Source organism: Nocardia sp. NPDC051929 (genome assembly GCF_044548645.1).
GTDB lineage: Bacteria > Actinomycetota > Actinomycetes > Mycobacteriales > Mycobacteriaceae > Nocardia > Nocardia sichangensis.
The window spans coordinates 1-16,152 of the sequence record NZ_JBIUCG010000033.1 but is presented as its reverse complement, the minus strand read 5'-3'; the positions used below and the strand labels follow the sequence as shown (position 1 = coordinate 16,152).

Below are 16,152 nucleotides of genomic sequence, written 5' to 3'. Positions count from 1 at the left end.
GCCGTGCCAGGGAATGCGATTGTGCGCCAAGCGCCTTCAACGGCGGGTTTCGGCGCCTACACCGTTGTCGACGTGGAGACCTCGGGTCTGCGGGCCGAAGAGCATCGGGTGCTTTCGGTGGCGGCATTGGTCCTGGACGCCGACGGCCAGGTCGTCCAGGAATTCCATACGCTGGTCGATCCGGGCTGCGACCCGGGGCCGGTGCACATCCATGGCCTGACGGCCGAGATCCTGCGCGGCTCACCGCGATTCGAGCATGTGCGCGAACCTCTTTCGGCCCTGCTGACCGGCCGGGTGATGGTCGCGCACAACGCGCACTTCGATTACCGGTTCCTCGCCAGCGAATTCGGCAGGACCGGCGCCGATCTGCCGGTGGGTCGCCGATTGTGCACGCTTGCCCTCGCGCGGCGGGTCGCGCCGCCGACGCCGGATTGCAAACTCGGCACGCTCGCGGCCTATTACGGGATTTCACGTTCGAAAGCGCACGACGCGTTGGACGACACTCGCGTCCTGGCCGGTGTGCTCAGAGCGCTGATCGCCGATGCGGCGCGGCTCGGCATCACGCCGCCTCTGCTGCGCTGCCCGCCGAAGGAGAACTACCAGAGCGCGTGGGGTCTGCCGACCGAGCGGACGGGCCCGAAAACACCGTGTCCTTACACGTATCCGGGCCGGTTCGAGACCGGTGGCGCTCTCGTCCAGGGAATGAAAGTGGCCTTCACCGGCGATACCGCGACCGATCGGGACGCCCTGGTCGCCCGTGCCGAAGCGGCCGGACTAGAGGTGACCAGCGCGGTGAGCGGTCGCACCAGTGTGCTCGTCACCAACGCGCCGAATTCGACCAGCGGCAAGGCTCGCAAAGCCGTCGAGGTCGGCACCCCGATCGTCAGCGAGAACAGATTTCTGTTGTTGCTGGAGCGTGTCGAGCCGGGTGAGCGCAAGGGCGATCAGGTGGCGCGAACTTCTTCGACACATCGTCGACCGTCGCGTGTGCCGGTCGCACCCGGTGGCCCCTTGGCTGGACGCCGGGTGCTGGTGCTCGGTGGAACGCATGGCGGTGCCGCCGCAGCCCGCTCACGGATCGCCGAGCTCGGCGGCTCCGCGGCGGTGAACATGTCCGGGCGGGTAACCGACGTGCTCGCGCTGACCGGAGGCCACGCCGACCGGCGCTGCGTACGGGCCGCCGAACTCGGCATCCCGGTGCACGGCGCCGAATTGCTCTCGGCGCCGCAGCCTTCCGACGCGTCGCCGGCATCGCGTCGCGCGGTCGCCGAGCCTCTTGCGCTGATTCGTGGTCAGGTGATCGATCTACCGATCGACGACTTCGGCATCGATTGGACGATCCGGGCGTCGTGGGCCTACAGCGGCAGCGGGGCGGTTGACCTGGTCGCGTTCCTCGTCGACGGTGACGAGCAGGTGGCGGGCGACGACGACTTCGTCTTCTACAACCAGCCCGAGACGCGGGGCGTGCGTCTCGTCGCCGAGGGGCCCGACGAGCAGTCCGTCGCGATACGGCTGGATCAGCTGCCGCGATATTGCCGCCGGATCGTGCTGGCCGCCGCGTTGGACGACGCGGAGGCCACCTTCGGTGATGTCGGCGCGATCGAGGTCGAGGCGATGCCTGGCGCGGAGGCAGGCGTTGTCGCGCGCGCGACGATGGACGCGGCCACCGAGGAACGGACGTTGGTGCTCGCCGAGGTCTACCTGCGTGGCGACGTCTGGCGGTTGCGTGCGGTGGGCCAGGGTTATCCGACGGATCTCGCGGTGCTGGCGCGCCGGTACGGGGTGGATGTGGCGGAGTGACGTCGCGGTGGCGGCGAGCCGGTAGGGTGGCACGGCCGTGACCGGCAGTGCAATCAGGTGGCCGCCGCCGACGGCCTGGGCTGCTCGGCGCCGGAAACCGCTGTCGTTCGCGGTCGTCCGGCTTCCCCTGCTGCCGTTGGATTTCCATCCGGTGGCGCGCTGTCGAACACTTGCGCAACTGATTGACGTACCCCGATGGGCGGGTTTCTAATGATGGATGGCGCAATTCGTGCGCCGGTCGACCGACGAAGCGAGGTGAGCGGCAGATGCCGGATGACAGTATCGACGTCTACAGCCGGGCCGCTCTCGCGAAACAGGTTGCGCCGGCGCATCGTTGATCCGCGTGCGTGATCGCCCGCCGGGCAACGGCGCCCATCGGCCGACACGGTACGGACCTCAACCTTCGTCATCTCTCCGGCGCGTAAGAGCGGCGCGTCCGGGTTCGGCCGATACGTGGCCCCCGACCCGCGGCGCCGCCCGATCACGTCGCTGCTCGCCCCTGCGTGCGTCCTCGGTACCGGAGGAGCGCGCCAGCCCCGCACGATAGCAAGTATTGGAGCATCCACTATGGCCACATTGCCCGAGAAAGCCGAAACATTGCCTCGCACAACAGATCCGGAACGGCGGCAGCAGGCCGGATCCGCGGTGCGCTCCTTCCGCGGGCAGCGGTAGTCGATGACGACCTTTCTCGGTGCCGTGACCGCCGACCACTTCGATACCGAAGTGCTCCAGCAGCATTGGATTCCGCTCGCCGCCGACGACGCCGACACCGCGGCGGTGCTGCGGGAACGGCTCGGTATCGACTTCACGTCCGCTCGCGATCAGGGCCTGGAGACCGACAGCTTTCGCTACTTTCCGGTGACGGCCGGATTCCGGCGTGGCGAGAACATCGAACAGGAGACGATCGTCTTCGCCCTGGGCGGTGAATTCCTCGTGACGCTGCAGCCGTCCGAGCATTTCGTCCCCTTCGACAAGGCGGTCGCGAAGATGCGGCGCGACCCGGCGCTCGCCGGCTCCGCGCACGGCGTGATGTACGCGCTGCTGTGGGCACTGAACGAGGCGTCGGAGCGGGTGCTACATCATGCGGGTGACGCCATGGAGGCGTTGCGCGACGAGATCGAGCGGACGATCACGTGCCGGGACCGGCGCGAGATCGAGCTCGCCGACCTGCGCGGCGTGATGTCGCGGATGAACGCGACCGAACGCATCGTCTCGCGCACTCAGGAGACCCAGCGGCAGCTGGCCCGCGCCGCGCGACATCTGCTGGCCGACACGTCGTCAGGGAAGGCGGAACTCGACGAGGCGATCGGCATCCTGCTCGCCGACATCGACGGGGTGGGGCAGTATGCGGGCTCGGCGTACGACAACGTCCGCTTCTTGCAGCAATCCGTGACGATCTGCCTGAATGTGCGGCAGAGCGAGATCGTCAAGGTGTTCACCGTCACCACCGCGGTCGTCCTGCCGCCCGTTCTGGTCGTCGGCTGCTACGCCGCAGGTCTGCTCGACATCGCCGAATTGCCCTGGCAGCTGAGCCTTTTGATCACCGTGCTGCTGGCTCTGGCGGCGGCGGTGATTCCATCGGCCTATCTCGAGAAGCGGGGCCTACTGCGCTGAGCCCTCGGGCGCGCGCGCTTTTCCGGCGATCATTACCTCGCGCGTAATCGACTCTGGGCGCGCGGCGCGGCAAGGTTGGAGACAGCCGATCGGAAGACCCGAACGGTTGCCGAAAATCATTACCGCACAGGAGGATTCATTATGTCGCGCTACGAGGAAGCGGTCGATCGGTACTTCGCCGCGTGGAACGCCACCGACGAGGACGCCAGGGCCGCGGCGGTGGCGGCCGCGTGGGCCGAGGACGGCGCGTACACCGATCCGCTCGCGGAGGTGCGCGGGCACGCCCAGCTGGCGGCGGCCATCGGGGGCGTGCAGGCGCAGTTCCCCGGGTTGGAGTTCCGTCGCCTCGGCGCGGTCGACGGTCACCACGACATCGCCCGCTTCTCCTGGGAGCTGGTCTCCGCGGCCGACGGCAGCGCCCCGGTCGCGGGTTCGGACGTGATCTCCCTCGGAGCCGACGACCGAATCACGAGTGTGCACGGTTTCCTCGACCGGGTGCCCACGGCGTAGCGGCCGGTGCCGGACCTGCGATCCGTATCCCGGCGACACGCCCGGCGCACCCGCGGCCCAGGTTGCGCCTGCGGCGAACACCGTGCGTCGTCCGCGGCGCGAGGGCATCCTGGACGCAGTAGTGCAATTCCGGCGAACAGGGTGGTGGTCGGCGTGGACAACGCCGCGATGGATGCCTACTCCCGCACGGTGATCGCGGTGGCGGCGTCGGTGACGCCGCACGTGGCCAGCGTGCGGACCAGGCGGGGGAGCGGATCGGCGGTGGTCTTCACCGACGACGGGTTCCTGTTGACGAACGCGCACGTCGTCGGCGCGGCCCGCGAGGGTGAGGTGGTCTTCGCCGACGGGGTGGAATCCCGCTTCCACGTCGTCGGGGTGGATCCCCTGTCGGATCTCGCGGTGTTGCGCGCACGCGGCGGCGCGCCGGACGCGGTGCCGCTCGGAGATGCCGACCAGTTGGTGGTCGGCCAGCTGGTGGTGGCGGTCGGAAGTCCGCTCGGCCTGGCGGGTTCGGTCACCGCGGGCGTGGTGAGCGCGCTCGGGCGCGCGGTTCCGGTGGCTTCCCGCCGCGCCGGCCGCGTGATCGAGGACGTGATCCAGACCGACGCCGCGCTCAACCCCGGAAATTCCGGTGGCGCGCTGTCGGACTCGGCCGGCCGGGTGGTCGGCGTCAACACCGCGGTCGCGGGCATCGGGCTCGGCCTCGCCATCCCGATCAACGCGACGACGCGCCGGATCATCGGCACGCTGCACACCGAGGGGCGCGTCCGGCGCGCATACCTCGGCTTGGTCGGTGTGCCAGCGCCCCTGCCCGAGCCGGTCGCCGCGCGCACCGGGCAGGCCGCCGGGGTGCGCATCGTGGAGGTGGTCCGTGGCGGCCCCGCCGAGCTGGCCGGGCTGCGCCGCGGCGATCTGGTGCTGAGCGTGGCGCGGTCGCAAGTGCGTGACGCGCAGGGGATTCAGCGGCAGCTGTTCGCCGAGTCGATCGGCGTGCAACTGCCGGTCACCGTGCTGCGCAACGGAGCCATGGTCGACGTCTTCGCGGTCCCGGTGGAACTGGTGGCTGACTGAGCGCTGTCCAGCCGGTCGCCGGGACCGGCTCGGCGGTGGTCACCGGGCGTCCGCACCCGCCCACACTACCGACTCAGGAAGTGTCTTTCTGGGCGTCGATTGCCTGTTCGAGTCTGACGGACATGGCCGTGGCGACGAATCCGGGAATGGTAGGGGCGAAGAGCTTGAGGTAGGTGTCGATCCATTCGTGGCGCGCGACGAGGAACGGATAGTCGGTAGGGGCCATGTGGCGTACCGCGAGGATGGGCAGTGGTGCGTCGAGCGCCGGGAACGCCGGATTGTGCAGTCCGGGGTAGGTGCAGCCCGGATAGAACTGCCCGATCATCAGACCTTTGTCGACGAATTTGGTTTTCTGTTGTCGTTGCACCGCGTCGATCGAGGGGTAGTCGGTGAGGTCGGGAAAGACCGCGAGAACGGCTTTGAACAGCGACTCGGGCGCCTCCCGCGGTGGCAGGGCCGGGAACAGGTCGTACAGATCGTCGGCGATCGCGGTGATGCGCCCGATATCGATGTCGTGCCCATCGAAGTAGGCGGCCCACAGGTACCTGTGCGTGATGGCGTGGCTGGTGTAGGGGCAGACGGGACCGGGCCGGCCGAGATCCGGGTGGGAATGGCACAGGTATTCGCGGGTCCACCGACGGAGTTCGGGGAACCGGGGGTGGTCGGCGAGGCCTGTTTCCGCGTCGGGAGCGAAGAGGTTGACCGGCTGGACGCCGGAGCGTGTCCCGACTATGGGGTCGGTGTTCATCATCGGCTGGTCCTTGCTGAGATCGGAGGCTCCGGTGAGGGGACGGGGGTGCGGCGGAAGTGCTCGGTCAGGGTTGATCCGATGGCATGTAGCGCCTCAGGGTCGGTCATCCTTTCGTGCGCGACGGCAACACGGTGTTCGAAGATGCTGCCGGTGAGGTACTCCTGCCACGCGAGAGACGGAGAGGGGCCGTCGTCCGGGTGGCCGTCGACGGCGCTGAAGTAGAGCAGATCACCGTCGAAGAGTGCCGGTCGATGATCTCGGGTGAGGTCGACGAGCCGGGTGTAGTCGCCGTGCAGGGTCGCGAGATGCTCGGGTGTGAGGGCGGTGAAGAGACCGCCTTGCCGGTGCAGCAAGTCGGTCGCGGCCTCGACGGTGAGGTCGGCCGGAATTCGGGAACCGGCCACGCCGCCGAACTCGGTGAGCATGTCGCGGAGAGTGGGCAGGGGAGCTTGCGCGCTGCCCGCGTCGACAACGCGGGTGTCCATCATCGCCAAGGTGGCGACGGGTTCGCCCTCGCGACGAAGTCGCACGGCGATCGCGTGCGCGATGGTGCCGCCCAACGAGTAGCCGAGCAGGTGATAGGGGCCGTGCGGCTGGACGGATCGGATCTCCTGTACGTAGCGGGCGGCGAGTTGGTCGAGCGTGTCGAACCGCGCGGTGGGGTCGGTCAGCGCCGGGGATTGCAGCCCGTGGACGGGTCGCTGCGAGCCGAGGTGCTGCACGAGTCCGCTGAAACCCCAAGCCAAACCGATGGCCGGGTGGACGCAGAACAGTGGCGGTTCGACGCCGGTCGCGCGCAGGGGGAGCAGCACCGCGAGCGCGTCATGAGGGTCGGGTTCCTCGAACCCGCGCAGCCGAGCCTCGATGCGGCGGGCCAGCGATTCCGGTGTCGGGTCGCTGAAGACCCACTGAATCGGCACGGGTACCCCGGTCGACTCCTCCAGTCGCGCCACCAGTTGGGTCGCGGCGAGCGAATTGCCGCCGAGCGCGAAGAAACCGTCGTCGCAACCGGCTCGTTCGAGCTGGAGCGTTCGCGCGAACGCCGCGCAGACGGTGGCCTCCAGCGGCGTGGACGGCGCGCGGAACGGGGGGCGGTCCGGCGCGGGCAGGGCTTTGTAGTCGAATTTGCCGGTGCTGGTGAGCGGGATCCGGTCGAGGACGACGATGGCGGTGGGGATCATGTGGGTGGGCAGGCGGGTTGCGAGGTAGGTGGTCATGGCGCCGGTGTCGGGTGTGGTGTGCGGCGTCGGTACGACGTAGCCGGTGAGTTGGCCAGTGCCGTCGGGGCGGGTGTGCACGGTGACCGCGGCATAGGCGATGTCGGGATAGCCGCTCAGCGCGGATTCGACCTCGCCGGGTTCGACGCGGTTGCCCTGGACCTTCAACTGCAGGTCGCTGCGGCCCTTGTATTGCAGTCTTCGGTCGGCGGTCCACGCCACCAGGTCGCCCGTGCGATACATCCGCGTCCCGGGCCGCCCGTACGGGGCGGGGACGAATCGGCTCGCGGTGGTCGCGGGTTGCTTGTGGTAGCCGCGGGCGAGGCCCGGTCCGGACAGATAGAGTTCGCCGACCACTCCGAACGGAACGGGGCGGAGCTTGCGATCGAGTACGACGGCGGTGAATCCGCGGATCGGGCCGCCGATGGCGATCGGGCCGTCGACGGTGGTGGACAGCGGAGTGCCTGCGCAGCTCACGACCGTGGTCTCGGTGGCCCCGTAGCTGATGAGCACCGTGCGGCCCGGCGTCCACCGCGCCGCCAGCTCCGGCGGACACGGCTCACCGCCGATGACCAGGGTTTCGAGTCCGTCGGGATTCATCGCGGCGAGCATCGTCGGGGTGAGAGCGGCATGGGTGACGTGTTCCGCCCGGACCAGCTCGGACAGCCCGGCGCCGACCGGTGTGGGGGCGAGGATCAGCGTGGCCCCGCCGCATACGGCGCCGATCCATTCGAGGATCGAGACATCGAAGCTCGGCGAGGCGACAGCCAGTATCCGAGAGGACGGAGTGATGCCGAACCGTTGCCGCGTATCCGCGGCCAGGTTCGCTATCCCGGTATGTGTGACCACGACGCCCTTCGGGGTTCCGGTGGAGCCGGAGGTGTAGACCAGGTAGGCCGGGTGCTGTGGTCGTAGTGGGGCTGTTCGGTCGGCATCGCTGATCGCCGCGGAGGACACTTCTGCCGACGTCGCGGCGAAGGAGGTGCTGTCGACGGTCAGCCATTCGATGGTGTCCGGCAACTGATTTCGGTAGGGCTCGCGAGTAAGCCCGACCATGGCACCGGAATCCGTCAGGATGGTCGTGCTGCGTTCGCGCGGATGGCTGGGTTCCACCTGGACGAACGCGCCGCCGGTCTTTGCGACCGCCCACACGGCGATCATGGCGTCGATGGAGCGAGGTAGCGCTATGGCTACGAACGATTCCGGTCCTATCCCGGTGTCGATCAACACCCGCGCCCACCGGTTCGAGGTTTCGTCGAGTTCGCGGTAGGACAGTCGTGCGCCGTCGCAGACCACCGCTTCGGTCTCCGGTTCCATCGCGGCGGTCAGCACCTGCGGCAGCACCGACATCACCGCCCCGTGTGGCCCGCGAACGGGCACCAGCGCGGCCTGCTCGGCCTGCGACAGCAGCTGTAGCCGGGGCAGCGGCAGGTCGATGTGGTCCGCGACGGTGTCGAGCACGCGCAGCACGCGGTCGGCGATGGCGTCGATCTGCTGCCGGGTCAGCAGGTCGGGCAAGTATTTGAAGGTCAGGTGCAATCTGTTGTCCTGGTGCACGATCAGGCCGAGCGGGTAGTGCGCGGCATCGCGTCCGTGCACGCCCAGGACACGCATTCCCGCGATGTCGGTGTCTTCGGACAACCCGGTCGAGTCGATCGGGTAGGACTCGAAGGCCGTCACGGTGTCGAACATCGCGCCAGGACCGGCGATGTGCTGGATCTGGGCCAGGCCCAGGTGGTGATGGTCGAGCAGCGCGGCTTGTTCGGTCCGGATTCGCCGCACCAGTTGGGCGAGGGTTTCGCGGTGGTCCAACCGGACCCGCACCGGCACCGTGTTGATGAACAGCCCGATCATCGATTCGATGCCGGAGATCTGGGGCGGGCGCCCGGAGACGGTGGTGCCGAACACCACGTCGTCGCGGCCGGTCGCGTTGGCCAGCACGATTCCCCAGGCGGCCTGAACGAGGGTGTTGAGTGTGACCTCCTGTCGGTGGGCGGTGGCGACCAGCGCCGAGGTGCGGTCTTCGCCGAGCTGAACTCGTACGTCGCGCGTGGCGGTGATGTGCCTGCGGCCGCGGTCCGCGATCGCCAGCAGAGTCGGCTCCGACACGCCGTCGAGTGCCCGCGTCCACGCGGTTTCCGCCGCGTTCCGGTCTTGGGCGTGCAGCCACGTCAGGTAGTCGCGGAAGGGACGGCCCGGAGCGGGCGCCGTGGCGTCGTCGTCGCAGGCGTAGAGGGTCAGCAGCTCCCGGATGAGCAGTGGCGTGGACCAGCCGTCGATGAGGATGTGATGCATGCTCCACACCAGCCGGTATCGCTCGGGGGCGATGCGCACCAACGTCATTCGCAGCAGCGGCGCCGCGGCCACGTCGAAGCTGGCGCGCCGGTCGGCGGCCATGAGCTGATCCAGCGTGGCGGCGGGATCGTCGTGCTCGGCCAAGTCGATGAGGGTGAACGGCACGTCGACGTGCTTATGCACGACCTGGACCGCTTCACCCGCGCCGTCGCGCACGAACGCGGTCCGCAGGTTGGGGTGCCGTCCGACGAGCGCCTGCGCGGCGCGGCGCAGCCGCTCGGCGTCGACGTGCCCGCCGAGTTCCATGCAGAGTTGCACGATATAGGCGTCGAGGGCGCCGTCCGCGAGCTGAGCGTGGAACAGCAACCCGGTCTGCAGCGGCGTGAGCGGCCAGATGTCGTCCAGGGCCGGGTGCAGGCGCTCCAGCCGGTCGATCGTGTCCTGGCTCAGCTCGAGGAGGTCGAGGTCGGAGGGGGTGAACCCGCCGGCGCCGGGCCGGGACGCATAGTCGGCCAGCGCGGTCACCGCGTCGCGCCACAGTTCCGCGAGGCCGGTGACCTCGTCGGAGGTCAACAGACCGGTCGGATAGTCCCAGGCGGCGGTGAGAGCCGGCCCTTCCGGGGTGTCGGTGACGACCGCGTTGACTCCCAGCACGGATGCGGCGGCCGCGTCGGGGTTCTGAACGCCGCCGCCTCCGGCGGGCATCCACCCTGCCTCGCGCAACGCTGCGGGAATGGTGTCGTACCTGCCCATATAGTTGAAGCTCACCTGCGGTGCGGGCAGCGCACGCAGGATGCGGGCGGTATCGGCGTCGAGGTATCGCAGCAGTCCGTAGCCGATCCCGTGATCGGGGACCTGCCGCAAACGTTCCTTGACCGATTTGACGACAGCCCCGGCGGCGGGTCCGGCGGCGAACGCGTCGTCTATGTCGATGCCGGACAAGTCGAGTCGCACCGGATAGGTGGTGGTGAACCATCCGATGGTGCGCGAGAGGTCGGCGTGCGGGAGCACCGCGTCGTGGCGGCCGTGGCTTTCGAGGGTGAGCAGCGTTTCCGGCACGGTGTCGCCGTGATCGCGCCGCCACCGGGTCAGCGCCAGAGCGAGCCCCGCGATCAGCGCGTCGTCCACGTTGCCGTGGAAGGCCTCCGGCAGCGTGGTGAGCACCGCGCGGGTCACCGCGATGGGCAGCTTCACCTCGACGGTCGCGACGGTGGCCTGCACGTCCACCGCTGGGTCGATGGGGCGTGCGCCGATCGGCGGGTCCGCGGCGTCGAGCGTGGTGCGCCACCACTCGAGTTCGTCCCGGCGCACGGCGGCGGTGTTCATGGCATGCGCCCAGCGTCGCATCGAGGTGCCGACCGGCGCGAGCCGCGGTGGTTGCCCCGCGCTGATCTGTGCCCACGCGATCGCGAGGTCGGGAACCAGGATGCGCCACGAAACGCCGTCGACGACCAGGTGATGCGCGACGATCAGCAGCCGTCCCGGCCCGCGCGCCCACTCGAACCAGACCAGTTGCAGCACGACTCCTGCCGCGGGGTCGAGGCGCTCGGCCGCGGCGTTCGCCTCGGCGTCGGCGATCGCGGCGAAGTCGCTGCTGTCCGGCGCCGCGGTTACCGGCACGCGCCGGATCAGCCCCGCGGCGGGTGCGGCGGTCGGCGATACGTGCAGCGCCCAGCCGGACGCGTGCGCGGGGTCCGGGCGTAGCCGGGCTCGCAGCATGTCGTGGTGTTCGAGCACCGCTTGGACGGTGGCGCCGATTCCGGCGCTGTCGATACCGGCGGGCAGCGTGAGCATCGCCCACTGGCTGAAACGGTCGAAGCCACCGCGTTCGAACATCCAGCACATGATCGGCGTCAGCGGTATCTGTCCCACGCCTCCGCCGGGCAGTTCGGCGGGCAGGGCGGTGGCCTCGGTGCTGTCGCGCACGGCGACCCGGGCCAGCTCGGCGACCGTTCGGTGCTCGAACACGTCGCGCGCTGAGAACAGCAGATCCGCCGCCTTGGCGCGCGCGACCAGCTGAATCGCCATGATGCTGTCGCCGCCCATGGCGAAGAACGAATCGTCCGCCCCGACCTCGTCGAGTCCGAGTACCTCCGCGAACAGTCCGGCCAGCGTCGTCTCGAGCTCGGTGGCCGGTGGCCGGGATCCGGCACGAAGGGTGAAGTCGGGCTCGGGCAGAGCGGTGCGGTCCAGCTTGCCGTTGGCCGTCATCGGTAGCGCGTCGATCACCACGACGGTCGCGGGCACCATATGCGAGGCCAACCGCTCCGCGGCGAACTCGCGAACCGCGGCCGTGTCGAGCTCGACCCCGGATTCGGGAACCACGTACCCGATCAACCGGTCGCCGGTGACCGCGCCTCGGCGCACGGCCGCCACCGCGTGCGCGACACCCGCGTACGCCAGCAGCGCCGATTCGACCTCGCCCAGCTCGATGCGGAAACCACGGATCTTCACCTGAAAATCCGTCCGGCCCAGGTAGTCCAGCGTCAGATGCCCGGTCGGCGACCGCAGCCACCGCACCAGGTCTCCGGTCCGGTACATGCGCTGCCCCGGCTCCGCGAACGGGTTGGCGACGAACCGAGACGCAGTCGTGCCCATCCGGTTGCGATAGCCGCGCGCCAAAGCGGGACCCGCCAGATACAACTCGCCGACGACTCCGACCGGTACCGGCCGCAACCAGGTGTCGAGCACGATCTCCTGCACCCCGCGAATCGGGCTGCCGGTCGTCACGGCCTCACCCGCTACCAGCGGGCGCCCGGCGTCGGTCTGGATCGTGGCCTCGGCAGGACCGTAGGTGTTGAACAATCTGCGGCCCGGCGCCCACCGCGACACCAACTCCGGTGGGGGCTCCTCGCCGCCGATCACGACCGTCCCGAGGCCTCCGAGCCCGGCCGGATCGACCGTCGCCAAGGCCGTCGGCGTCAGCGCCGCGTGCGAAACCCGCTCCCGCGTCAGGATTCGCGCCAGCTCGTCCCCGCCGTACACAGTCGGCGGCGCGATCACCAGTTGCCCGCCCGTCGCGAACGCCCAGAGGTATTCGAGCACCGCCGCGTCGAAACTCGGAGACGCGGCATGCAGCACCCGCGTGCCCGGCCCGACACCCAACCGCGTACGTTGATCGTCCACCAGATTCGCCAACCCCTTGTGCGACACCACCACCCCTTTGGGCTCTCCCGTCGACCCGGACGTGTAGATCACGTACGCCGCGTGGTCGGCCCGCACCGGCCGGGTTCGCTCCTGGTCACTCACCAGCGCTGCCGGCAATCCCGCCAGCCGCGCTTCGACCGCCGGTTCGTCGAGCACCAGCCATCGCACCGATCCGGGGAAACGATTCCGCCACCGAGACAGCGTGATCCCCGCCGCCGCACCCGAATCGGTGAGCATGTACGCGATGCGGCCGGCCGGATACTCGGGGTCCATCGGCACGAACGCCGCCCCGGACTTCGCCACGGCCCAGACCGCCAGCACCGACTCGACCGACCGCGGCAATCCGACCGCGACGCTGGTCTCCGGCCCCGCTCCCAGCCCGATCAGCATGCGGGCCAGCCGATTCGACTCCGCATCCAGTTCACCGTAGGTCCACCGGCGGTCGCCGCACACCGCCGCGACCGCACCCGGATCGTTCGCCACCGCCGCGGCCAGCAGATCCGGCAAGACCTGCGCCGGCACCGCTGGACGACCCGACACCGGCGCCAACTCGCGGTATTCCGCGGGGGACAGCAGATCCAGCCGGGACAGTGGTAGATCCGGGTCGGTGGCGATCGCCCCCAGCACGCGCAGGACCCGACGCAGCGTCGCGTCCATCATGTCGTGGTCGAAGAGATCGGGCAGGTACTTGATGTCGAGACGCAATCGCGTGTCGACCTGGGCGACAAGGCCGATCGGGTAGTGCGCCGCGTCGGCGCCGCTCACATCGAGCAGCCGCATGCCCGCGATGTCGGTGTCGGCGGTGAGCCCGCTACGATCGACCGGATAGGACTCGAACACCGTCATCGTGTCGAACATCGCTCCCGGCCCAGCCACTCGTTCGATGTCGGTCAGGCCCACGTAGTGGTGATCGAGCAGCGCGGCTTGTTCGGCCTGGACCCGGTCGAGTAGCTGCCCCAAACTTTCGGTGGGGGCGAGCCGGACACGCACCGGCAGCGTGTTGACGAACAGCCCGATCATCGATTCGACGTCCGTGAGTTGCGGAGGACGTCCGGAGACAGTGGTGCCGAAGGTGACATCCGTCCGGGATGTCGAGGCGCCCAAGACGATCGCCCAGGCCGTCTGGACCACGGTGTTGAGGGTGATTCCGCGTGCCCGCGCCAGGTTCGTCAAGTCAGCGGTCTGTTCCTCGGTCAATTCGCCGAGGACGTCTCGTGATTCGGTGTAGCGGCGGCGGGGGTCGGGCGGAGCCATCAGGGTCGGCTCGTCGGCGCCGTCGAACGCACGGGCCCAGGCGTCGAGCGAAGCGGTCGGGTCCTGCCGCACCAGCCACGCCAAGAAGTCCCGATAGGGCCGGACACGAGGGAGCATCGTGTCGTCGCCGTCGGTGGCGTAGAGCACCAGCAACTCCTTCAGGAGCAGCGGCATCGACCAGCCGTCCAGCAGCAGGTGATGGTTGGTCAGCACCAGCCGGAAGCGTTCCGGCCCGGTGGTGACCAGCATCCAGCGCAGCAGTGGGGCGCGCGACGGGTCGAACCGGGTCGCGCGGTCCTCGGCCATCAGCCGAGTCCACTCTCGATCCCGTTCCCCGTCGTCCAGCCCGGACAGGTCCAGCTCCGTCCATGGCGCCTCGACGTCTTCGTCGACCACCTGCACCGGCCCGGTGTCGGTGACGAACGCCGCGCGTAGATTCGCATGCCGGTTCAGCAGCGCCTGCCCGGCTCGGCGCAGCCGCTGCGCATCGACTCGTCCACCCAGTTCGAGGACCAGCTGGACCACATAGGCGTCCACCGACTCCTCGGCGAGCAGCGCATGGAACAGCAAGCCCTCCTGCAACGGAGTCAACGGCCACACATCGCTCAGCGCCGGATATGCGGTCTCGAGCCGTTCGATGTCGGACTGGGTGAGATCGACGAGGTCCAGATCGGATGGCGTCCGTCCGCCGGTCCCCGCGCGGTGGCTGTCTGCCGCCAACGCGATCAGTACCCGGCGCCACGACTCCGCCACCTCGTGCACCTGGTCGGCGGTGAGCACCCCGGCCGGATACGACCACCTCGCCCGCAGCCGCCGCCGATCGCCGTCGTCCAGCACGAGGGCGTTGATGTCGAGCACCGCCGACATCGGCAGATCCGGGTCGAGCGCACCGGTGAACTCGGCGCCCGAGAGGTCCCCGCCGTCGTCCACCGGTAGCCATCCGGCAGACGGTGCTGCTCCGGGCACCTTCGTGGCGACGCGGCCGAGGTAGTTGAACGCGATCTGCGGTGTCGGCATGCTCGCGAGTTCCGGTCCGGTATCGGTGTTGAGATACCGCAGCAAGCCGTAGCCGATCCCGTGGTCAGGGACCTTGCGCAGCTGTTCCTTCACCGACTTGACCGCTGCCCCCAGCGCGGGCCCACCCGCGGCCGCGTCGTCGACATCGATGCCGGACAGGTCGAGGCGCATCGGGAAAGTCGTGGTGAACCAGCCGACCGTCCGGGCCAGATCCGAGCCGGGGACCGCGTGCTCCTCGCGGCCGTGCCCTTCCAAACCGATCACGACGTCCGCGAGATCGCCGGACGCTACCGTGTCGCGCTCGCGCCGCCACTTCGTCACCGCTACCGCCAGCGCGGCCAGCAGCCCGTCGCTCACCTCGCCGTGGAATGCCGCGGGCACGGTGGTCAACAACGCCTCGGTCACTTCGGGGGGAACATCGATCTCGACCGTGCGGGCAGTGGCGGCGACGTCGATCGCGGGGTCGAGGGAGCGGGATCCGATCACCGGATCGTCTCCGGCGGCCATCGCTTTCCAGAATCCGAATTCGGCGCGCCGCTCGGCGCTTCCGGCCGATTCGACCAGCCCGTGGGCCCACCTGCGCATGGACGTCCCGACCGGGGCCAGCTCAGGTGGTTCGCCGGACTCGATCCGCGCCCACGCGATCGCGAGATCCGGCACCAGCACCCGCCAGGACACTCCGTCGACGGCCGTATGGTGCGCCACCACCAGCGCCCGGCCCGGCTCCGTCGTGGCTACCGGGTCGAACCAGACCACCTGCAGCACGATCCCGGCGCCCGGATCGAGCCGGTCCGCGGCGGCGTCCAACTCCGCCGCCACAGAAGCACGGAACTCGGCGCTTCCCGGGGCTTCCGGCATCGCCACCCGGCGGATGACGTCCTCGGCTCGAATCGCCCCGGCGGGCAAGGCTTCCCACGCCCAACTTCCGTCGTCGGTCGGGCGCAGCCGCGCGCGCAGCATGTCGTGCCGATCGAGTACCGCCTGCACCGTGCCCACCAGCTGCTGCCGGTCGATCCCCGGCGGCAGTCCGAGCAACACCGCCTGCGAGAAGCGGCCGAACCCAGACCCGGCCCGCTCGAGCAGCCACCGGACGATCGGCGTGACCGGCACCGGCCCCACGCCTCCGCCGGGCAGTTCGGCCGGAAGCGCGGTCGCCGCGGTGCCGCCGCGGACGGCGACCTCGGCCAGCCCGGCGACCGTCTTGCGGTCGAACACGTCGCGCGGGGTGAACACCACGCCCGCCGCCCTGGCTCGATTGACCAACTGGATCGACATGATGCTGTCGCCGCCGAGGGTGAAGAAGGAGTCGTCGAGTCCGATGGTGTTGGTGTGGAGTATGTCGGTGAATGCTTGGGTGATGGTGTGTTCGAGGGGTGTTTGGGGTGGTCGGTAGGGTTTGTGGTCGGTGGGTGGTGGTGTGGGTAGTGCGGTGCGGTCGAGTTTTCCGGTGGGGGTGAGGGGGATGTGGTCGAGGGG

At 69.4% G+C, this 16,152-nt stretch carries 6 protein-coding genes; 4 read left to right on the top strand and 2 right to left on the bottom strand.

Translation table 11 applies throughout. The features are described 5' to 3' along the window. The first annotated feature begins 3 nt into the window (after window positions 1-3). The 4 genes from ACIHAX_RS34535 (at window position 4) to ACIHAX_RS34520 (ending at window position 4,995) form a co-directional block, all read left to right on the top strand. A complete protein-coding gene (locus ACIHAX_RS34535) occupies window positions 4-1,800 on the top strand; it encodes a TerD family protein (RefSeq protein WP_397281810.1) in 1,797 nt (598 codons plus the stop codon). Window positions 1,801-2,475: 675 nt separating this feature from the next. Then, on the top strand, window positions 2,476-3,414 hold the full coding sequence (locus ACIHAX_RS34530) for a CorA family divalent cation transporter (RefSeq protein ID WP_397281807.1): 939 nt from the start codon (window positions 2,476-2,478) through the stop codon (window positions 3,412-3,414). Window positions 3,415-3,555: 141 nt separating this feature from the next. After that, window positions 3,556-3,924 (top strand): nuclear transport factor 2 family protein, encoded by a 369-nt coding sequence (locus tag ACIHAX_RS34525; protein WP_397281805.1) that lies wholly within the window; start codon window positions 3,556-3,558, stop codon window positions 3,922-3,924. Between the two features lie 168 nt (window positions 3,925-4,092). Continuing rightward, window positions 4,093-4,995 (top strand): trypsin-like peptidase domain-containing protein, encoded by a 903-nt coding sequence (locus ACIHAX_RS34520; protein ID WP_355078544.1) that lies wholly within the window; start codon window positions 4,093-4,095, stop codon window positions 4,993-4,995. 73 nt (window positions 4,996-5,068) lie between these two features. Here ACIHAX_RS34520 and ACIHAX_RS34515 read toward each other — a convergent pair whose 3' ends face one another. Together ACIHAX_RS34515 and ACIHAX_RS34510 are read right to left on the bottom strand one after the other, a co-directional pair. Continuing rightward, entirely contained in the window at window positions 5,069-5,746 is a 678-nt protein-coding gene (locus tag ACIHAX_RS34515) for a DUF6875 domain-containing protein (protein ID WP_364436544.1), read from the bottom strand. After that, window positions 5,743-16,035, bottom strand: coding sequence for an amino acid adenylation domain-containing protein (locus ACIHAX_RS34510; RefSeq protein WP_397281872.1), 10,293 nt, complete (start codon window positions 16,033-16,035; stop codon window positions 5,743-5,745). Before ACIHAX_RS34510 ends, ACIHAX_RS34515 begins: the two co-directional genes overlap by 4 nt. Between the last annotated feature and the right edge of the window lie 117 nt (window positions 16,036-16,152).